This is a genomic window from Phormidium sp. CCY1219, from assembly GCF_035615515.1.
Lineage (GTDB): Bacteria > Cyanobacteriota > Cyanobacteriia > Cyanobacteriales > Laspinemataceae > CCY1219.
Map to the genome: position 1 here is coordinate 20,598 of NZ_JAJENT010000844.1, position 21,095 is coordinate 41,692.

A 21,095-nucleotide genomic window follows, 5' to 3' on the forward strand; every position below is an offset into this window, starting at 1 on the left:
ACGCCTCAAAACACCCCATGCCAATCAATTCGATTCTAAATTAATTTGCATCAACACATTAGAATCCATCGTGGTTTGTTCTTCTTTGCCGCCTTCAATAACTGTAATCTGCATGGCGCTATTAGTAGCCATTGAAAGCTGAGCGCGAATCGGCATAATTTTTCCCACCTCAATCGCTATTTGACCTTCTCCCTGACCTTCATATGCCGTTAAATTCACCTTAGCATTGGGTGGCATTCCCGGCAAGCTCATGTTTTGCGGATCGGCTTGTTGTTGAGTTTCAAAATCAATTGTCATCAAATTATCCTGCAAATCCACCACCTCATAGGTAGAAACTTGCACCACATTAATGCCGCTTCCCGTGGGAACTGAAGCGGTGACTTGCCATTGCGCGCCGATGCCGATCGCTTCATCCAGACTAGGGGCAGAAAGTTCGCTCAAAGAGGCAAACATTTGCTCGTACATTCGCATCGCGTTAGGGTCGGTATTAGGGGGAAAATCAAAGCTAATATCTTTCGTATGACCTGCAGCGTCGATGACAAAGGAGCTTTTTAAACCGATAAACTGCTGCATTTGCGATCGCATTTGTTCCATCACCTCCGGGGGGAAGCTGGCGGCGTCGGCAAAATTGGCATCGGCACAAATTAACTCTAAATAAACATCGCCATTGTTGTCTACTTGGGTAACTTTGCTCTGAAAGCTCATCTCCATTGTCGGCATTTCAAAAGAAGGCATCGGACGACCGGCGATCGCCATATTTAAGTTCATATCCACGCTCATTTTCAGCCGTTCTTCTGCCCCAATGGCTGGCGGAATAAACTCTAGTTTCAGCTTCGGTTCTCCTCCCGTACTCAGCAATTCTAATTCCGCAGGAGTTATCTGGCTGTTCGACACCTCATTCCCCAGTTGGACCACACTCGCCCCCCGGTTTTGCGCCCTGACGGGTGCAGGTTCGGGGGTCGCGCCAAATCCTGCCATCAAAAATACTGCCGCACTGACCAATAGTGATTTTTTCATCGCCCCATTCCGTAGTAGTTTTTACTGATTTATCTGAGTCTTAGGGTGGAAAATGCCGCTCGGATAAGTGTAAATTCTCAATTTACCAGTTAACCTTAAATGATATCAAAAAAAGTGAATTTATGTAAGGTGGGTTAGCCCACTACTGGGGGTAAATTGAGCCATGAACCGGATAATGTGCAATGACTCATACTTTTTCAACCATTAACGCCGGGGAAACACATGGCTCAAAATTAGCCGCGATCGCAATAACTCCTGCCAATCCCTTTGGCTGGAATAACCCATCGATTCCAGCAGTAGTTCCCCACCCTTAGAGAATTTTCACCGATCCGGTTTTAACGATGTAATTTGCATTACTTTTTTTGAGCTGCAGTTGGTAAAAGTAGTCGCCGGATTTAGGGGAGTTCCATCGCCAAGCGGGCGGTTGAATTGAGATGGTCTCCAAGGCGATCGCCTGTGAGGTGGGGTCATGTTTTGCCACAAACCACAAACGCGCCATTTGGAAGCGATCGCCACTGTCAAGCTGGAACGCAAGCTGTTTTTCCGGGCCAATAGAAAGGGTTGCTTGCTTATCTAACATTTCGATTTGTTTCGCTTTTAAACTCAAGGGTAAAGCAGTGGCAGATTCCCCCTTGGATTTGCCACTATCGTTCGATTTGGGAATCACGATCGTGCCATCGGGCAAAACATCGAGGGGCAGGGGAAAATTGCTTTTGCCAAATACCACCCTTTCCCACCCACTAGCGAGTAATTGACTCAAGGTTTCTACCAGGGCCGCATTTTCGGGCAAATTGGCAATATTGCGATTTTCTAACGGATCGCGGTGGCGATCGTAGAGCATTCGCGACACCAAATTATCTTCTACATCGATGTATTCCGTGTAGCTATAGCGATCGGTCAGAATTGTGTCTCCATATTTGTATCGACTGAACGCCGCACCTTTCCAACGTCGCTGGGGATTATTTAAAAGCGGCACTAAACTGGTACCTTGCAAATGTTCGGGTTTTTCAATGCCCACCAGTTCGCAAAGAGTCGGATAAACATCTACCAATTCCACTAATGCGGCGGTTTTTGCATTCTTTGCTTTTCCCGGCGCATCGATAATTAACGGCACTCGCAAAGCAACTTCATAGTTTGTATGCTTAGTCCATAAATTATGTTCTCCCAACAAAAACCCATGATCTCCCCACACCACCACAATGGTATTGTCTCCCAGTCCCAAGTTCTCTAATTCGTCCAAAATGTAGCCGATACTGGCATCGACAAAGGTGGTACAAGCATAGTAGCCATGAATCAGGGTGCGCGCGTATTCTTCATCTAACCGCGATCGCGTTTCATCTGCAAATACGAGATTGCGATAGCTTCTCAATTCTCCCCAAAAGTGTAAAGACTCCGGGGGTGCATCGGTGGGGGCGAAAGGATTTTGTGCCAGTTCGATGTCACGGCGATCGTACATATCCCAGTATTTTTTTGGACAGTTGAAGGGCAAATGCGGCTTAACAAATCCCACAGCTAAAAAGAAGGGATTTTGCTGTTCTTTTAAATTTCGCAGGGCGGCGATCGCCAAATCCGTAGTCACCCCATCCGGATAAGCATTATCCGGCTGGTTTTCCCCAATTTCATACGCATTCCCTTCGTTTCCAGGAATATTATAAACCCGAATGTCTTTAAACCGCGTCATCCCATAATTCCAGGCATCGATATCATCTTCCATCACATGATAAATTTTTCCCACAGACTGGGTATTGTATCCGTTTTGTTTAAACAACATCGGGAGAGTCGGCGCGGGTTTTCCCTCGGCTGTTTTCGGACGGTTGATGCCCGCCGGTTCCAAGTGACCCAGCCAATTAACGATCTCTTTATCTAATCGGGAATTGTAAGTCCAAAATCGCCCTATCGGTTCGCCGGGAATTTTATTCGGTCTCGCCCCGGTGAGAATGCTTAATCTGGAGGCTCCGCACACCGGCACTTGGCAATAGGCACGCTCGAACAACACCCCTTGTTCTGCTAATTTATCCAAGGTTGGTGTCAGCATCTGACTTTCACCATAGCTTTGAATTTGCGGTCGCAAATCGTCTATAGCCAAAAACAAAACATTGTACTTTTCTGGTGGTTTGGCATGGGCAACTTTGCTCAATCCCACCGTAGCTGCACTCAGGCTTAAATACTTTAACAGATTGCGTCTTTTCATGGCTGATGGCTGATTGTCAATCCCTGGTTTTTTCTCGAATTGTGCGCTGTTGTCTGGGAGAGAGTAGGGTGGGAGGGTGAGCCTACCCACGTTACCATTTTAAATTAGCAATTTCCCAGAAAATTGTTGTAAATCAGTCAATTGGTGGGTGGCGATCGCCCTACGGGGAGTATGAGGCTATCTTAGCCTAAAAGCGAACGTTGCGCGTGCCGATCGCCTCTAGAGTTTCAATCAATTTGCCATTGCGAGATAGAATTTCATCGGCCAATTCTACAATCCATCGATTCGGTTTAGCTTGGGGTCGAGCTTGCAACACATAATCGAGGGCATCTGGTTCTTTTCCCGGGTCGAGTAACGCGGCACAAAGGACAAACGCCACTGCACAAGAGCGACTAATTCCCGCTTGACAGTGGACGAGCAACGTCCCTTTGCTGGGGTGGATTTCTTCAGAAAAGGCGAGAATTTTGCGGATATCTTCAGCGCTGGCCAAATGACGATCCGGGTCATCATAGGGCGTGTCGATATCGTCGAATTTCAACCGCAATCGCTGGGGAACTGCGGCAAATCCCGGGGGCGGAGAAACCGTGGCACTGCCAATTGAAATTACCCCGCGAATCGATCGCGTTTTTAGGTTGTCTCGCAGATAGTCCCGGGCTTGGGAAAATGAAGTAATATAAAGTTTTGGCAATTGGGGGTGTTTGTTTTCCGATTGTGTGCTATTGTGAAATAATGGAGTTTTTGCGGCAGAATTTAAAATTTGATTTAAAGCATTTTGAGCTATAGCGCGAATTTCGGGGCTTTCGGTGGCAGCGATCGCGGTTTCGAGGGTATCGACGGCGAGGTGAGAGCCGATATGACGCAAGGCATGAATCGCTTGTTGGCACACGGACAGATTTGAATCGGCGATCGCCTCACCTAACGCCCTCACTGCCCGATCGCTGCCGATATGTCCCAACGCGGACACAGCTCGCCAGCGCACGTAAGACTCCCCATCGCAGAGAGCCTGTAACAATCCCCGCACTGCCCGCTGGCTGCCGATTTTACCCAAGGCTTCCGCCGCCCGGGCGCGCACGAAGCGATCGCTATCCTGCAAGCCTCGTAACGCCAGAACCACCGCGCGATCGCTGCCCATGTCGCCCACCACCCGCACCGCTGCACTGCGAATATCTGCATTTTGATGGGCGAGGGCTTGTGCCAATCCAGCCAATGCGCGATCGTCGGCAATTTGCCCCAGTGCCTCACATGCCCTGACCGTCACGTAAACATCGCGATCGTCCAGACAGGGGATCAGCGCCGGCACCGCCGCCGATGCCTTCAGCTTTCCCAGGGCGCGAGCGGCTTTTTCGCGGACGAAATCCTCCTCATCCGTCAGCATTCTCACCAAGTTCTCAATCGCCGCCGACCAGCGTTGTGGCCAATCCTCCCCCAACTCACTCGCACAACGTCCGTCTTTTCCCCACTCTCCCACTCCTGCCACCGCCCGCCAGCGCACCTCAGCATCCGGATGCTGCAATCCTTCCTGCAATGCGGAAAATGCAGCCGCCGATCGCTGTTGTCCCAGCGCCCAAATCGCCCATTCCCGCACCCGAGACTTAGAATGATGTAGGGATTCTTGCAACTGGAACACCGCCGCCGCCGTGTCAATTTGCCCCAATCCCCACGCCGCCCATGCCTGCAAGGGGTCATCCGCCCCTTCCAACAAGCGCTGCAACGACTCTACTGCAGCATCAGAGCCAATCTGGGCGATCGCCCGTACCGCCGAGGCGCACACCGTGGGGTCGCTTTCGCGCACCTGCTGCATCAAATACCGAATCGCCCCATCCGATCGCGTCAACCCGAACAGCCGATTTTTCACGCATTGCGCCACCCCCAAGCGCAAAATCAGCCCCAAACTAGAGCGCACAAACATCGGTTTCAGGGAAGCGATCGCCCTCGCCCCCCAAGTCAAATCCACCTCTAAGGCCAATTTCACCACCCGCAGGGCATCGCTTTCGCGCTGAATGCACGCCAACTGCTGCCCCAGAGTTTCTCGGATTTGCGGTTGGGCCAAATACTCGCGCAGGCGATCGTCGCTCATGCTACTCAGCGGATCGAGAGGAGGCTGTAGTGTAGTCATCTTTTTAAGCAAAGAAAATCAGATGGGGCAACCGGAAACAGCACGGGCACAATCTGGTCGCCCCCGAAAAGTAACGGATGCGATCGCCCTGCTGCCAGAAAGCCGGCCAGATTGCCGAGCATTGTAACCCATCTGCGCTCAATTTTACCGCTGTGTCAACCGACCCAACCCTAACTTTTGTCACCACAATTATAGCTATGAATCGAATTCTACCATCTCGCCCTCGGGTCAATCTCTGGAGTCAACTTACCGCCTTATCCTTAGCCTTGGGGGTGGTGAGCCTCACCGGGGTGCATCCCGTGGTGGCGCAGGAACAGCGCCTCAATACCTTAACCGTTACCGGTCAGGGAGTGGTGAACGTTCCCACCCGGTTGGCCCAGGTGCGCTTGGGGGTAGAAGTGCAAGGCAAAACTGCCGCCGACGCCCAGCAAGACGCCGCCCGCCGATCGCAGGCGGTGGTAGAACTGTTGCGCTCGCGCAACGTAGACCAACTCGAAACCACCGGCATCCGCCTCAACCCCCTCTATTCTCGCCAGGGCGATCGCCGCGTCATCACCGGCTATTCTGCCTCGAATCTGGTCAGCTTTCGCCTGCCCACCGAAGACGCCGGCGCGCTGCTCGATAACGCCGTAAATGCAGGCGCAACCAGGATTGATGGCATTTCCTTCGTTGCCACAGATGCAGCCATTGCCGCCCCCCGCCAGCAAGCCATTCGTGCCGCCACCGATGACGCCCTCACCCAAGCAGATACGGTCCTCGACTCCCTGAATCTCTCCCGCCAGGAAATCGTTAGAATTCAGGTGAATGCGGCGACGCCCACCCCGGAACCCTTCCTGCGAAGCGAAGTTGCAGGTTTGGACCGCGCCACCCCCGTTATCGGCGGCGAACAGCAGATATCCGCCTCCGTGACCTTGGAAGTTCGCTACTAATCGCCAATTTAGCCGATTTGTGCTAAGTTTCTCAGTGGGTTCTAGATATCGAGACGCGCCCCGGCGCGTCTTTTCTATTATCCCGGTTTTTTATCCCCTGCGATCGCTACCTCAGACCCCCATCCCATCGGTAGGGGAAAAATGATAAGATAGAACAAAGCTTGTCCAAAATACCATAAACTTGGCTCTATTGGTTCCCGGCTTTTGTTACCCCAGATCCATCCATTGAGTAGAGTTGGAAAATTAAACCGACTTTTTATTTTAAACGATTGGTAAGAAATTATTAAAACTTTCTTGATTCCCAACCGGATCTAAACTCAACTTGCCATCGACTCGCTACTATGAGGAGCATAGGTGACAAGGATGATTCTGTTGCGTGAATCTGGGTTTTCCTGAAATTAGCGTATGCCATGACTGATTTAACTCAACCCCCACCCATTCCCAAATCCACCAAACTGGTGCGACGATTTCAACGTCTCGGACAGCTTTTTGGCATGGCGGCGATCGCGATAAGTATTGCCGTCTTGCTGGGGTGGATATTCGAGATAGAATGGCTCAAAAGCTTGCTCCCAGGCGTGGTGACGATGAAAGGCAACACCGCCTTGGGGCTATTGTTGGGCGGAATTTCCCTGTGGTTGTCCGGGAGAGACGCGCCCCAGGGTCGCCGGGGAAAGAGTTTCCAGCGGTTCAATTATAGCGCGATCGCCGCGATCGTTCTGTTGGGGGTACTCACCAGCATCGAGTATGGCTTTGGGGTCAATTTGGGTATTGACGAACTGCTGTTTGAAGACAGTCCCCATGCAGTAGATGCCTTAGCCGAGGGGCGCATGGCTCCCAATACGGCGATAAACTTTATCGGCATTGGTTTGGCATTGTTCCTGGCGCGCCGAAGACGAGACCGATGGGCGCAGGGTTTGGCAACCGGGACGTTTTTCATTGCCTTTACTGCATTGCTGGGGCATGTTTACCACATTACCTTATTCTACAGCGTTGGGTCTTACACCGGCATGGCGATTCATACCGCGATCGCCTTTATGCTGCTGTCCCTCGGGGTATGGTTGAACGCACCCGATCGCGGGTGGATGCAGCGCGTCATCGGCGAAAATGCCGGGGGCATCATGTTGAGGCGACTGTTACCCTGGGCCATTCTCATCCCGTCGATATTGGGGGGATTGATTATCGCCTTGTACCGCAATAGCGAGAAAATGGCTTTTGCGATCGCCGTATTGAGCGTGTTAAATGCCGTGGTATTTGCCGGCATCATTTGGCATGTGGCCCGCATTCTCGATGCGATCGACCTGCGACGAGTGCAAGGTATCAAAGCACTGGCAGAAAGTCAGAGGCAATTTAGCGCTATTTTCCACCAAACCTATCAATTTATCGGACTGCTGACTCCCGAGGGAATTGTCCTCGAAGCGAATCAAACCGCCTTGGACTTTGGCGGGATAAAGGCGGGAGAGGTTATCGGGAAACCCTTTTGGGAGGCGCGGTGGTGGACCGGTTCTCCAGAAACTCAGGAGCAATTAAAACAAGCGATCGCCCGCGCTGCAGCCGGCGAATTCTTGCGCTACGAAGTAGAAGTGCGCGGCGCGGGAAACACCCTCACTCCGATTGATTTTTCCCTCAAACCGATCGCCGACAACACCGGGGAAGTGATATTGCTGATTCCAGAAGGACGAGATATCACCCAGCGCAAACAAGCCGAAACCGCCCTCGAGCATCTCGCCGCCGACTTAGACAATCGCGTGCGAGAACGAACCGCCGAGTTAGCCACCGTCAACCAGTCTCTGCGTCGGGAAATCCACGTGCGCGAACGGGCGGAAGCTCTGTTGCTGGGGCAAAATCGGATTTTAGAGGCGATCGCCCAGGATGTACCCCTCCCGGAGATTCTCCACCAACTCACCCTCTCGATCGAATCTCACGCCGAAGACGCCATTTGTGCGATTTTGCAGCTCGATTCCACTCGCACAACCTTGCATTATATCGCCGCTCCTAGTTTGCCAGCCGAGTTTAAAGCCGTGACGCCCAACGGGGTGAAAATCGGGCCGAATGCGGGAAGCTGCGGGAGTGCTGCCTATCGCGGCGAACCGACGATCGCCTGCGATATCGCCACCGATCCGCGCTGGGAACGGTATAAAGATGCCGCCTTGCAATGCGGACTGCGCGCCTGTTGGTCGGTGCCGATTATGTCCAGCCAAAACCAAGCGATCGGCACCGTTGCTCTGTACTATCGTACCCCAAAAAGTCCCAGTGCCGCCGATTGGGAACTCATCCAACGCTCGATTCATCTCGCCGGCATTGCGATCGAATCCAAGCAAGACAAACAAGCGCTAAAAAATAGCGAAGAACGATTTCGCCGCTTCTTCAATCAAGCTCCCTTTCCGGCGATCGTTCATGCCGAAGATGGCGAAAACCTCTACATGAATCAAACCTGGACCGAACTAACCGGGTACCGTCCCGAACAGATTCCCACGGTGGAAGAATGGACCGATCGCGCCTATGGCAACCGCAAAGCTGTGGTTCGAGAAAAGATCGAAAAATTGTACGAACTCGATCGCCGGGTAGATGAAGGCGAATTTATCATCCAAACCAACCGGGGAACCCAGCGAATTTGGAGCTTTTCTTCCGCCCCATTGGGTTCCCTACCCGATGGCAGACGGTTGGTTATTTCGATGGCAAACGATGTGACCCAGCGCAAACATGCCGAACAAAAAATCACCGCCTTAGCCGAAGAGTTAAACGATTTGTATCAAAACGCTCCTTGCGGCTACCATTCTTTAGATAAAAACGGCACCTTCACCCGCATCAACGATACCGAACTCCAGTGGTTGGGATATCAGCGGGAAGAAATTGTGGGCAAACGCAAATTTACTGACGTAATTACCTCGGAAAGTCAGGAAATTTTTTATAAAAACTTCCAGCGGTTTAAACAGCAAGGAGCTGTTAAAGGGCTAGGATTTGAAATGGTTCGCAAAGATGGCACGACCTTTCCGGTGCAGTTAAGCGCCACAGCCATAAAAGATGCCGAAGGAAATTATCTGAGCAGTCGCTCGATAATTGTTGACATTACCCAGCGCAAAAAAGCCCAAAAAGCTTTGCAAAAAAGCGAAATAAAATTTCGCACCGCATTGGATAATATTCCCGATGTCTTCGTGATTTACGATGCCGAAAGACGATTTCAGTTTGTGAATGCAGCCGGGGAAAAATATAGCGGCCAATCAGCAGAAGAACTCATCGGGCGGCGAGACGAAGAAATCTGGCCGCCAGAGGTTACCCAAAGCTATTTACCTACCCTGAAAAAAGCGGTAGAAACCCGCAGCACCCAGACGGTAAATGCTACCATTACTTTGCCCGGAGTTCAGCCATTTTCGATTATTGCCAAATACGTGCCGATGTTGAACGAAGCGGGGGAAATTTATCAAATTTTGGCGGTGACGGTAGACATCAGCGAGAGTATTGCTAAGCAACAAGAACTGGCGAAGCGGGCGAAACAACAAGCAGCGATCGCTCAGTTGGGTCAGATTGCCCTTTCCACTCGAAATCTGGACAGCTTATTTGATGAAATGACCGCGATCGTGGCCGAAAATCTGGATGTAGAGTATGCTAAAATACTGCAACTGCTGCCCGAGGAAAATCTCTTGCTGTTGCGTTCTGGGGTAGGCTGGGACGCTGACGAAATCGGTCGCGCCACCGTAGATGCGACGGAAAATTCCCAAGCCAGCTATACTCTGGGCGTCCGCGAACCGGTGATTGTAGAAGACCTGAACGCCGAAACCCGGTTTACAGGGCCGTCTCTGCTGCTCGATCGCCAAATCGTCAGCGGCATCAGTGTGGTGATTCCCGATCGCACCCGCCTGTTTGGCGTATTGGGCGCACATACCCGGGAAAAACACCGCTTCACCCCAGAAGATGCCAACTTCCTACAAGCGGTCAGCAACCTGCTGGCGACGGCGATCGAGCGGCAAAATGCCGAAGCAGAACGGGAAAGACTGTTCGCCGAATTAGACAAAGAGCGATCGCTCTTTGAAGCGGTACTGCAGCAAATGCCGGCAGGGGTAGGAATTGCCGCCGCCCCCTCGGGCAAACCCATTCTCGCCAATCACCAAGTGGGGCAGATTTTGGGTCATCCTTCCCAGTTCGTTTCCTTATATAGCGAGTATGCCGGATTTCACCTCAACGGCGAACCCTTAGCGCAAGAAGAATGGCCCCTAGCGCGGGCATTATACCACGGAGAAATCGTGCGCGGACAAGAAATTCAATTTTTGCGCCAGGACGGCAGTTATGGGATAATTCAGGCAAATGCAGCACCGATTCGCGATCGCGACGACACCATCATCGCCGCCGTGGTTATCGTCCTCGATATCAGCGATCGCTTCCAAGCCGAAGCCCAAGTGCGCGAACTGAACGCCACCCTAGAACAGCGCGTGCAAGAGCGCACCGCCGAACTCGAAGAGGTCAACGAAGAACTCAAAGCCTTTTCCTACTCCGTTTCTCACGATTTGCGCGCTCCCCTGCGGGCGATGCAGGGGTTTGCCCAAGCGTTGCTCGAAGACTACGGCAATTGCTTCGATGAACTCGGACTCCAATACGCCGAACGCATTGTTAATGCAGCAGAGCGCATGGAAGGTTTGATTGAGGATTTACTCACATACAGCCGATTGAGCCGCGCCGACATCGAACTGCAACGGGTAGACTTGGAGTTAGTTCTCACAGAAATCTGCTCCCTGCTTGAAAGTGAGGTACAGGAGCGACAGGCGCAGATCCAGGTGAAACACCCCCTGCCCACCCTGCGCGGTCATCGCAGCATTCTCGTACAAGTATTGACAAATCTCGTGAGAAATGCAATGATTTTCCAGCCCCCCGGAACCACCGCGCAGGTGCAAATCTGGGCAGAAAATCGCGACGGTTGGATCCGCCTGTGGATTGCCGACAACGGCATCGGCATCGCCCCAGAGCACCAACGCCGGATTTTTCAGGTCTTCGAACGCCTGCATGGTGTGGAAATCTATGCCGGCACCGGCATTGGCTTGGCGATCGTCCGCAAAGGTATGGAGCGTCTCGGAGGTCGCTACGGGGTGGACTCCCAACTGGGCGAGGGCAGCCGATTTTGGATAGAACTGCCCGAGGCGGGGGAGAAAAGCGCGCAGTCTGTCGAATAAACTCAATTGGCGATCGCTCGAGTCCCACTGTAGTGCTACCCTAAGAGATAGAGAGGCTTTAAAATAGCATCTGTACAAAATCAGTCCATTTCATCCCTCCTACCCAAAGTTGCATTTCCGATTTTCCCGCTTCTCCCACTCCCGACCACAGAGGACTCATCATGTTAAACCAAAGCAACTATACGATTTTGCTCGTCGAAGACGACGCCAACGACATCTTGTTGATTCGACGTGCCTTTCGCAAAATTAATGCCATTAACCCCATTCATATCGTCAAAGATGGGGAAGAAGCGATCGCCTACTTGCAGGGGCAAGGGGAATATGGCGATCGCGATACCTACCCCCTGCCCCTGCTGATGCTGCTCGATTTAAAACTTCCGCGCAAATCCGGTCTCGAAGTGCTAGAATGGCTGCGCCAGCAACCCAACCTCAAACGACTGCCAGTGGTGGTGCTCACCGCTTCTCGAGAAAATGCCGATATCAACGTCGCTTACGACATTGGCATCAACTCGTATTTAATCAAACCTCCCAATTTTAAAGCCTTACAAAACATGTTAGGAGACGTGAATAATTACTGGCTGTCGTTAAATCAGCAGCCAATACTAAAATAACGGGCAAATGTCGTTTACCTGGTTTTTTGCCGCCCCGGCGATCGTAGGTTCCACCGCAATGGCAAATCTGGGCGCAAAACCCCTGGATTTTCCTGCCTGCGGGATGGGCGATCGACCACTAGCCACTCTCATCCATTGTTGAAGGATAACCGTGTTTCGCATCCTACTGGTCGATGATAATCCCGACGATCGCCTGTTGATTATTCGCGAACTCCGGCGCGAGTTTTCTCAAATCGAGATCGAACAAGTCATCGATCGCGAAGGTCTCGCCCAAGCCCTCGAGGCAATGAATTTCGATGTAGCGATTACCGATTACCAATTGCGCTGGAGTACCGGCATGGAAGTCCTGCAACAGATCAAACAACGCGATCGCTTTTGCCCGGTGGTCATGTTTACCAATACCGGCAGCCAAGAAATTGCCGTAGAGGCGATGAAATCCGGTCTCGACGACTACATCATCAAATCCCCCAAACACTTTATCCGCCTACCGAGAGCGGTAAAGCTCGCCACAGAACGCGCCGCAACCGAGCGCAAAGCCGAAGCCTTGGAAGTGCGATTGCAATTTTTGCTAGAACGCTTGAACGTCGGGGTATTTCGCGCCACCCTCGAAGGCGAATTACTCGAATGCAACCCCACTTTTTTGCACTTGCTTGGCGTCAGCTCCTTGCCAGAAGCCCGAGAATATGCTACGCCAACTCTAGAATTACCAGCGCAAACCGCTAAAGAGAAAACAGAAAAACGGCAAATCAAGCTCCAGCGCCCGGATGGTAGCTGCATCTGGGTAGAACTGAGCGCCACCACCATCGAAATCAACAATCAAACTGCGATCGAAGGCTTGCTCGAAGAGATTACCCCGCGCAAGCAAGCTGACGACGCCATGCAGCAGCTCAACCAACTCCTGGAGCAACGAGTGCAGGAGCGCACCGCCGAGTTGCAAGAGGTGAATGAAGAACTGAAAGCCTTCGCCTATTCCGCTTCCCACGACTTGCAAGAACCCTTGCGCGGCATTCAGGGATTTAGCCAAGCTTTACTGGAAGATTGCGCCGCACAGGTGGGCGATCGCGGTCGCGAATACATGCACCGGATCGCCAACTCTGCCGATCGCCTGGAAAAAATGATCGGCGATTTGCTCGACTACAGCCGCATCACTCGCTCGGAACTTCCCCGCGAACCGGTAGAACTCGACGCGGTACTCACCGAAGTCCTGCGGCGGATCGAAACCAAACAAGCCGCTCGCCATGCCCAAATTGACCTGCGACGACCCCTCCCCTCGGTGGTGGGGCACTACCCCACTTTAGTCCAGATTATTGGCAATTTACTCACCAATGCCCTCAAATTTGTCCCCCCAGAACCGGTGCCAGAAGTGCGGATTTGGGCCGAGGAACGAGACGGCTGGGTGCGCCTGTGGGTGGCAGATAATGGCATGGGCATCGCGCCAGAAAATCAAACTCGCGTCTTCCGCGTGTTCGAGCGCTTGCATGGGGTGGAAAACTATTCCGGCACCGGCATCGGTTTGGCCCTGGTCCGCAAGGGCGTCGATCGCCTCGGGGGTCGAGTCGGGGTGGACTCCGAGCTAGGTCAAGGCAGCCGATTTTGGATAGAATTGCCCGCAGCCTCATAAAAATGCGCTACCTTTGGTTAAAATCGAAGAGTAACAAACGAGAAACCGTCGGCTCGTCCCATTGGATGGGGGTCGGTTCCTGAGTGAGTGTCACGGGCCTGAAGCTCAACTGCAATCTCAACTGAATTCTCTCTAACATGGTTTTACGCATTCTGCTCGTTGATGATAACCCAGACGATCGCTTTCTCATTGTCCGCGAACTGAAGCGCGAGTTTAAGGCGGTGCAGTTTGAAGAAATTCTCGATCTCGCCCACTTAGAACCGGCCATCGACGCAGGACAGTTCGATTTAGTGGTGAGTGACTATCAACTGCGCTGGAGTACGGGAATTGACGTGTTGCAAGCGGTGAAAGCACGCTACCCGAAAATGCCGGTGGTGATGTTTACCAATAGCGGTAATGAAGAAATTGCCGTGCGGGCGATGAAAGAGGGGTTGGACGATTATGTGGTCAAGTCGCCGAAGCACTATTCCCGCTTGTCGGCGGCGGTGCGATCGGCTTGGGAACGCACCCAAGCCGAACAGCGGGCGGCTACCTTACAAACGGAATTGGAATCGTTACTGAATCGTTTAAATGTGGGGGTGTTTCGCCTCACCCGGGCGGGAAAACTGGTGCAGGGCAATAAAGCGTTTCTCAATTTACTTGGGGTGGAGGATTTGTCCGCCGCACAAGAGCTGCTTTCTCAGCAGTGGTCTTCCGCCATCGGTTCGTTTTTAGAGGAGATAGAAAGCCACGAGAGAGATAATCTCCTGCAGACAGAAGTGGAGATATGCCGAGGGGATGGCAATTCGTTGTGGGTGGAATTAACCAAGACGAAAGCGGTCCGCAATGGGAAAGTGTTTGTGGATGGGTTGATGGATGATATCAGCGATCGCAAACAGGTGGAGCAAGAGCGGCTCGAGGTGCTGCAACGGGAACAAGCAGCACGGGAGGCGGCAGAAAATGCCAACCGGATGAAGGATGAGTTTTTGGCGGTGTTGTCTCACGAGTTGCGATCGCCCCTGAATGCGATTTTGGGTTGGGCGACGATGATGCGCGCCCGCAAGCTCAGTGACGCCAAACGGGCGGCGGCGTTGGAGAGCATCGAGCGCAATGCAAAGTTACAAACGCAGCTTGTGGAGGATTTGCTGGATACCTCGCGGTTGCTTCAGGGGCGCATGCGTCTCAGTGTCGGAGAAATGTCCTTGATTCCCACCATCGAGGCGGCGATCGAAACGGTCCGTTTAGCCGCACAAGCGAAGGACATCGAGTTGCGGGTGGAACTGGATCCGGAAGAAGCTTGGGTGATGGGGGATCCGAATCGCTTGCAGCAAGTGTTCTGGAATTTGGTATCCAATGCGGTGAAGTTTACCGACCCTGGCGGATGGGTGGAGGTGCGACTCGATCGCCTGGAGTCTGAGGCGCGAATTCAGGTGCGCGATAGCGGGCAAGGGATCGATCCGGAGTTTGTGCCTTTCGTGTTCGATCGCTTTCGTCAGGCGAATGCCTCCACCACTCGTTCCTTTGGCGGGCTGGGTCTGGGATTGGCGATCGCCCGTCAGTTGGTGGAAATGCACGGCGGCAGAATTTCGGTAGCCAGTGATGGGGAAGGAGCAGGAACCACGTTTACGGTTTGGTTGCCCCTGCATCAAGGATCGAGCGATCCGGAGGAAGCCTCTGCCAGTGGGGGAGAAGGTGAGGATGCAGATAAGTTTCCCTTGGTCAACCTGCGGGTATTGGTGGTGGATGACGAAATCGATGCCCGGGATTTATTGGCTCTCTTGCTGGAAGAATATGGGGCGCAGGTACGGGCAGTGGGGTCGGTCGCAGAGGCGAAAGCGGAACTCGAGCGCTTCGATCCGATGGTGCTGGTTTGCGATATCGGGATGCCGTTGGAAAATGGGTACGATTTGATCCGCTTTGTGCGAGAAGAGGGAAATCCGATTCCGGCGATCGCCCTCACCGCCTACGCGCGCTTTGAGGATGTGAGCGAAGCACTAGCCGCCGGCTTTCAGGTTCACTTGCCCAAACCCCTGGACGCCGCTCGCTTGGTGGAGGCGATCGCGTCTCTGGCCAACGTTCCTCAAACCGACCCCCCGTAGGGTGCGTGACCCCCGCTCCTCAATCCCTGCAACCGCCACCCAATCCCCGCCAGGGGTCACGCACCACCCCTAGCACTCAAATATACCTCACTAAAGGTAATTGCTATACAAGAAAGCGGCAGCCATTCAAGCTGCCGCCAATATACAAGATTTAAACTATCGGCCTCATCGCCTTATGGGAAAAGCATTAAGCCCATCTTCCTATCCGATCGCAGGAGCAGTAGCCGCCGCAGAACTCGCAGCATCTTTGAGCAACTGAGCCTTATCCGTGGCTTCCCAAGGCAAGTCGAGGTCGGTGCGACCCAAGTGACCGTATGCCGCCACTTCTTGGAAGAAGCGACCGTTGCGTTCTCCGGGCAGACCTCGCAAATTAAACTCTTGGATGATTCCTGCCGGACGCAGTTCGAAATGCTCGTTGACTAATTCTTCTAACTTCTCTTCGTCCACTTTCGCCGTGCCGAAGGTTTCCACCATCATGCTCACCGGGCGAGCCACCCCAATGGCATAACTGAGCTGCACTTCGCACTTATCGGCCAAACCAGCGGCTACAATATTTTTCGCCGCATAGCGAGCAGCATAAGCCGCGCTGCGGTCTACCTTCGTGGGGTCCTTACCGGAGAAGGCACCGCCACCGTGGCGAGAATAGCCGCCATAGGTATCGACGATAATTTTCCGTCCCGTGAGACCGGAGTCCCCTTGGGGGCCACCGATGACGAATTTGCCGGTGGGGTTGACCAAGTAGTGGGTGCGATCGTCCGGCTTCACCTGCAGATCGGTGAAGCAAGGTTCCACCACCGCTGACCACAGATCCTTTTGGATCTTCTCTTGGATGGCTTGGTTATCGGTCAGTTCGCCAATGCTGGGGTCATGTTGGGTGGAAATCAAAATCGTATCGATCGCCACCGGGACGCCATCTTCATAAACCACCGTCACCTGAGTTTTGCCATCGGGACGCAGGTAAGGCAATTGACCGGTTTTGCGAACTGCAGCCAGTCGGCGAGACATGCGATGGGCCAGAGAAATGGGCATCGGCATCAGTTCTGGGGTTTCGTTGCAGGCGAAACCGAACATCAACCCTTGGTCGCCCGCCCCGATCGCGTCGAGTTGTTCTTCGCTGAGTTTGGTGCGGGTTTCTTGCGCTTGGTCCACCCCTTGGGCGATATCTGCAGACTGTTCGTCCAGGGCCACCAGCACGGAGCAGCTATTGGCAGAAAAGCCATTGTCAGCGTCGGTGTAGCCAATTTCGGCAATTTTTTCCCGGGCGAGGTCTACGTAGTTGACTTGCGCTTGGGAGGTGATTTCCCCGGTAATTAAGACTAAGCCGGTGTTGACCACCACTTCAGCGGCGACCCGGCTTTTCGGATCCTGAGCCAGCAGGGCGTCCAGAATTGTGTCGGAAATCTGGTCGCAGACTTTGTCGGGATGTCCTTCGGTAACGGATTCAGATGTGAATAGGTAGCGACGAGGCAAAATGAAGTCCTCCTAAAATGTACGATCGGTTACAATTCTGCGGTGCCTTTTACCATATAGACTTTTGGGTCATCAGGCAAGTCTTAGGGGAAAATTTGGATTTCATCCAGGCTGGCGATCGCCACCTGCGCCCCTTCTAAACGCCTTGCCCCAGCCGGACGCCAGCTAATCCCAATGCATCCAGCCGCACCGGCATTTTTTGCCATTTGCATATCTGCCGGCGAATCTCCCACCATCAAGGTGGCCCCTGGTTTTACACCCAGGGTTTGGCATGCTTGCAAAAAAAGGGAGGGGTCTGGTTTGGATGGTCCAGAATCTACTCCCATTTGTAGTTGAATGTATTTGCCGAGCTGATAATGCTCGACAAATTTTCGCACTCTTTCGGTGCGATCGGCTGAGAGGATGCCCAGTTTGATATCCCCCCGAGCCAAAACTTGTATGGCTTCGAGACAGCCCACAAACAAGGGGGATGGAGTTGGATCTTGTTCGAACAGTTCGTCCGCTTCGGCAAATGCGTCGCGAGCAATGTTGAGGGATTCTAACCATCCGCGACCGGTTTCGGCGATATAGGCGGCGGTGGCAATTTGGTTTTCTTCCCGGCTGCCCACCGCTAATAACCCAGTGGGATCGAGAATGTTTTCATGGATGCCGAATGCCATGAGCAGGGGGTCTCCAGTGCCGGGAATCCGCGCATCTACTATCCGCGATCGCTTTTGTCCTAAGATTCGCAAAAAATCTTCCGAGTCTTCTAATGTGCCGTCTTTGTCGAAAATAATCCCCTGGATATTCTCGAACTTGACCGTGCCACATTGAATGGTTGCCAATGGCTTGTTCTCCACTTACATCACTCTCGCTAAAAGCTGTCGGGCAGACATTTGTTAGTTCGAGGGAGTCTGTCCCCGGAATGGTTGTCCCTTGGGCGGTTGTGGCAAGTGTGGAGAGCAAATCTCCTTTACCTTTTCACCCGCCAGGGAAAATTCCTCACCCCGAACCTTTTCGGCGTCGATCGCCGACAGCTCTTTATCTGCGAATTGGGCGAGACTTATTCTGTCACCGGTGCCGCGTCTTCTTGACTTTCTTCGGATTCGCTCACTGGTTCTTCGCCTTCGGGTTCCACCGCTGCAGGTTCTTCCTCCTCGGTGGGGGTGGGGGCGGGGGTGGGGGCGGCGGCTGCTGCTGCCTGCTGTTCTGCCTCTTGCGGGCTAATGCCTTGTTCTTTGAGGCGCAACTGCTCCCGGAATTTTTCGGCCATTTCTTCGGCGCGATCGTACACCGCATCGCGATTCTTGACCATATCCCCGGGTTCGGGTTCGAGCTGTTTGGTAGACAGAGAAATCCGTCCGCGTTCCGCATCCAGGTCGATGATCATTACCTTCAGTTCGTCGTTCACGTTGAAGACGCTGTGGGGTGTATCGATGTGATCGTGGGAAATTTCCGAAATGTGGAGCAATCCACTGACGCCCCCAATGTCGATAAAGGCACCATAGGGCTTGATGCCGCGCACCGTGCCGATCACCACTTCGCCGACTTCCAGGCGGTTCATCTTGCGTTCCACCAAGGCCCGCCGATGAGACAGAACTAGACGATTGCGGTCTTCGTCCACTTCCAGGAATTTCAGCGGCAGTTCTTCTCCCACCAGCTCTTCTTTCGGTTTGCGGGTGCTGATATGGGACCCCGGAATGAACCCGCGCAAGCCTTCAATCCGGACCAGTGCCCCCCCGCGATTGGTTGCAAACACCTGCGAGCGTACCGTAGCGTCTTCCGCTTGCAACTGCCGAACCCGCTCCCATGCCCGCATGTATTCGATGCGGCGGATGCTCAGGGTAAGCTGCCCGTCCTCATTTTCATCGGTGAGGATGAAAAATTCCCGGGTTTCGTTGGATTGCAAGACTTCTTCGGGGGCGTCAACCCGGTTGATTGACATTTCCTGAATGGGGATGTATGCCGCTGTTTTTGCACCAATGTCAATCAGAGCGCCCCTTGGCTCTAGACTGAATACTGTGCCGGCCACTACATCGCCGGGGCTAAAATGATAGTCATACTTGTCGAGTAGGGCGGCGAAATCTTCGTGAGTAAAGCCAATATCTTTGGCGATTGTGTTCTGATTGACCATGCGTATATTTTCCTGGAACTTGTCTCCGTGTGTTGATTTTTGTGGGTTTTGGCGATGAATTGAGTGCAGATTTTCAGGACTCCGCCCGAGGGCGAGGACTTCAAAATCTCGGTTGACGTTCTCCCGCCTTGGGGGCAGAAGCGTCTTCAGGCGAGTCAGGCGCTCGATCCTGAATTTCTCTGTGGATGCCTGAGAATTCCCCGGCACAACCCGCCGCTTGCCTTATGGCGGGGTGTTATCTCCTCAACCCAGTTGGTTCTGGGAAGGGCGTTTTCGACAGGATGTCGAGGTTTCGCGCTGGGCGCGCGTACCGTTTTTTTATTCTACTCGATGAACTGCGGCTGATGTCGCAGGGAAAGTCTTGCCGGATTGCTCGAATTGCTCTTGCTGTGGGAAAGACTTTCTGTAGCTTTTGTAGAAGTATGTTTATCCTGACTTGTATGGGGTGCAATTCCCCGTTTTTCCTACCAAGGAAGGAGGAAAATTCTCCTTGCTTTCAGGAAATGTTGGATGGCGATCGCTGGCTTTGGATCCTGTGCTGACCCCCTGATTTTTGGACAATTTCCACCTTTCCCAAGAGGTGAAGGGGTTGATTGGTCCCGGTCAGTGGCTCCTTTTTTTGAACTTCGGCGACGAACAGCAGTGTTAATAGCACGGCGGTTGACGAAGAAGCTTGCTTTTAGTTTAGCCGATCGCATTCCAAATTTTTTATTCTAGACCATCTATTATATCTTGCCAACTCCTCCTTGACCAGATTGCCAGGGGAATTTTTTCTGCAAGCGAGAACCCAGGCAGGCTCAATTTGCTCCCTGTGCCTCGGTTTGCCAGGGAAGCGGCGCGAGAATCGCAGAAAGATTAATGAATAAATAAGGAAGCGTCGTGGGCTTGGGTCTCGGATGAAGTGGCAGAAGAATCGCAGGAGCGATCGTCGATCTCGGGAGTCAATCGCTCCATCTGCGCCTCGCTGCGGTTTTGCAAATCGTTTAGGGTTTCGACAAAATCGCGAATTCCTTGGAATTGGCGATAAACCGAAGCAAATCGGATATAGGCCACTTCACTGAGTGTTTGCAGGTGGCACAGAACCAATTCTCCGATTTGGTTGCTCGAGACTTCTCGCATCACCCGCTGCTGCTGCAACGAGGCTTCGATTTCATCCACTAACGCTTCGATTTGTTCGGCTTCCACCCCGGTTTTTTCGCAGGCGCGAACGATGCCGCGCAGCAATTTGGAGCGATCGAAGCACTCTCGTCCTCCGTCGCGCTTGATCACCGTCACGGGAACGTATTCGATCCGCTCGTAGGTGGTAAAGCGACGCTGGCAGTTCAAGCACTCTCGACGTCGCCGAACGCTTTGACCGTCTCTGGCCGATCGCGATTCGAGAACCCGACTTTCTGTATGTTGGCAAAATGGACAGCGCATAATAATCGTCCTCTGGGCACAGATAAAAGGCGTTTGGGCGGAAAATTGCAAAGACAAAGCGCTATCAATGCAGGTGAAAAATTTCCCCTGGCGCTTTGCCCCTCGTTTTTCCGCCCCTCGTCGCCAAGAGGCAAGCAAAAATTTGCCATTCAACGGCAAAACTCTGAGCCAACATTCTTATCCTCTCCGGCGAATCGCAAAAGCATGACCGAACAGATAAGATTGGCTCAGGGGCTATGGAATAACTTGCCGGAAGGGGTTATTTGCCAATCCGAGGCGGTTCGCGAAATGCGATCGCAAAGAACAGCAAACCCAGGGTCAAGGTCAGAACTAGGATGTAAGCGATGCTTTCCATATGAGAACTTCCTGAT

Annotated in this window: 14 protein-coding genes; 6 read left to right on the forward strand and 8 right to left on the reverse strand. The window is 52.9% G+C overall.

All coding sequences use genetic code 11. From position 1 onward, the window contains the following. Window positions 1-24 precede the first annotated feature (24 nt). Window positions 25-1,017, reverse strand: coding sequence for a hypothetical protein (locus LKK83_RS26865; RefSeq protein ID WP_324634549.1), 993 nt, complete (start codon window positions 1,015-1,017; stop codon window positions 25-27). Window positions 1,018-1,199: 182 nt separating this feature from the next. Here LKK83_RS26865 and LKK83_RS26870 point away from each other — a divergent pair, with 182 nt between their 5' ends. Further along, window positions 1,200-1,331: a hypothetical protein gene (locus tag LKK83_RS26870; protein ID WP_324634550.1), complete on the forward strand. Its 132-nt coding sequence runs from the start codon at window positions 1,200-1,202 to the stop codon at window positions 1,329-1,331. Here the strand turns inward: LKK83_RS26870 and LKK83_RS26875 are convergent. Continuing rightward, window positions 1,328-3,208, reverse strand: a complete 1,881-nt coding sequence (locus LKK83_RS26875) for a sulfatase (protein ID WP_324634551.1) — start codon at window positions 3,206-3,208, stop codon at window positions 1,328-1,330. The genes LKK83_RS26870 and LKK83_RS26875 overlap by 4 nt on opposite strands. 187 nt (window positions 3,209-3,395) lie before the next feature. Then, window positions 3,396-5,324: a HEAT repeat domain-containing protein gene (locus LKK83_RS26880; protein WP_324634552.1), complete on the reverse strand. Its 1,929-nt coding sequence runs from the start codon at window positions 5,322-5,324 to the stop codon at window positions 3,396-3,398. A gap of 197 nt (window positions 5,325-5,521) precedes the next feature. Here LKK83_RS26880 and LKK83_RS26885 point away from each other — a divergent pair, with 197 nt between their 5' ends. From LKK83_RS26885 to LKK83_RS26905, 5 genes are all read left to right on the forward strand, one after another. Further along, window positions 5,522-6,253, forward strand: coding sequence for an SIMPL domain-containing protein (locus tag LKK83_RS26885; protein WP_324634553.1), 732 nt, complete (start codon window positions 5,522-5,524; stop codon window positions 6,251-6,253). 410 nt (window positions 6,254-6,663) lie between these two features. Beyond that, complete coding sequence (locus LKK83_RS26890; protein ID WP_324634554.1) at window positions 6,664-11,412, forward strand: PAS domain S-box protein; 4,749 nt, start codon at window positions 6,664-6,666, stop codon at window positions 11,410-11,412. Window positions 11,413-11,573: 161 nt separating this feature from the next. Beyond that, on the forward strand, window positions 11,574-12,023 hold the full coding sequence (locus tag LKK83_RS26895) for a response regulator (protein ID WP_324634555.1): 450 nt from the start codon (window positions 11,574-11,576) through the stop codon (window positions 12,021-12,023). A gap of 151 nt (window positions 12,024-12,174) precedes the next feature. After that, window positions 12,175-13,644 (forward strand): sensor histidine kinase, encoded by a 1,470-nt coding sequence (locus tag LKK83_RS26900; protein WP_324634556.1) that lies wholly within the window; start codon window positions 12,175-12,177, stop codon window positions 13,642-13,644. A gap of 137 nt (window positions 13,645-13,781) precedes the next feature. Next, a complete protein-coding gene (locus tag LKK83_RS26905; RefSeq protein WP_324634557.1) occupies window positions 13,782-15,722 on the forward strand; it encodes an ATP-binding response regulator in 1,941 nt (646 codons plus the stop codon). A gap of 201 nt (window positions 15,723-15,923) precedes the next feature. On the opposite strand, the gene metK is transcribed toward LKK83_RS26905, so the two are convergent. From metK to LKK83_RS26930, 5 genes are all read right to left on the reverse strand, one after another. Further along, the gene (metK, locus tag LKK83_RS26910) at window positions 15,924-17,192 is read right to left on the reverse strand and encodes a methionine adenosyltransferase (protein ID WP_324634558.1); all 1,269 of its coding nucleotides are present in this window, start codon (window positions 17,190-17,192) and stop codon (window positions 15,924-15,926) included. Window positions 17,193-17,275: 83 nt separating this feature from the next. Beyond that, window positions 17,276-18,016, reverse strand: a complete 741-nt coding sequence (locus LKK83_RS26915; protein WP_324634559.1) for an HAD family hydrolase — start codon at window positions 18,014-18,016, stop codon at window positions 17,276-17,278. 218 nt (window positions 18,017-18,234) lie between these two features. Further along, window positions 18,235-19,305, reverse strand: coding sequence for a 30S ribosomal protein S1 (locus LKK83_RS26920; protein ID WP_324634560.1), 1,071 nt, complete (start codon window positions 19,303-19,305; stop codon window positions 18,235-18,237). Between the two features lie 855 nt (window positions 19,306-20,160). Then, complete coding sequence (nrdR, locus tag LKK83_RS26925) at window positions 20,161-20,724, reverse strand: transcriptional regulator NrdR (protein ID WP_324634576.1); 564 nt, start codon at window positions 20,722-20,724, stop codon at window positions 20,161-20,163. A 259-nt stretch (window positions 20,725-20,983) separates the two neighbouring features. Next, the gene (locus LKK83_RS26930) at window positions 20,984-21,079 is read right to left on the reverse strand and encodes a photosystem II reaction center protein T (RefSeq protein WP_324634561.1); all 96 of its coding nucleotides are present in this window, start codon (window positions 21,077-21,079) and stop codon (window positions 20,984-20,986) included. Window positions 21,080-21,095 lie beyond the last annotated feature (16 nt).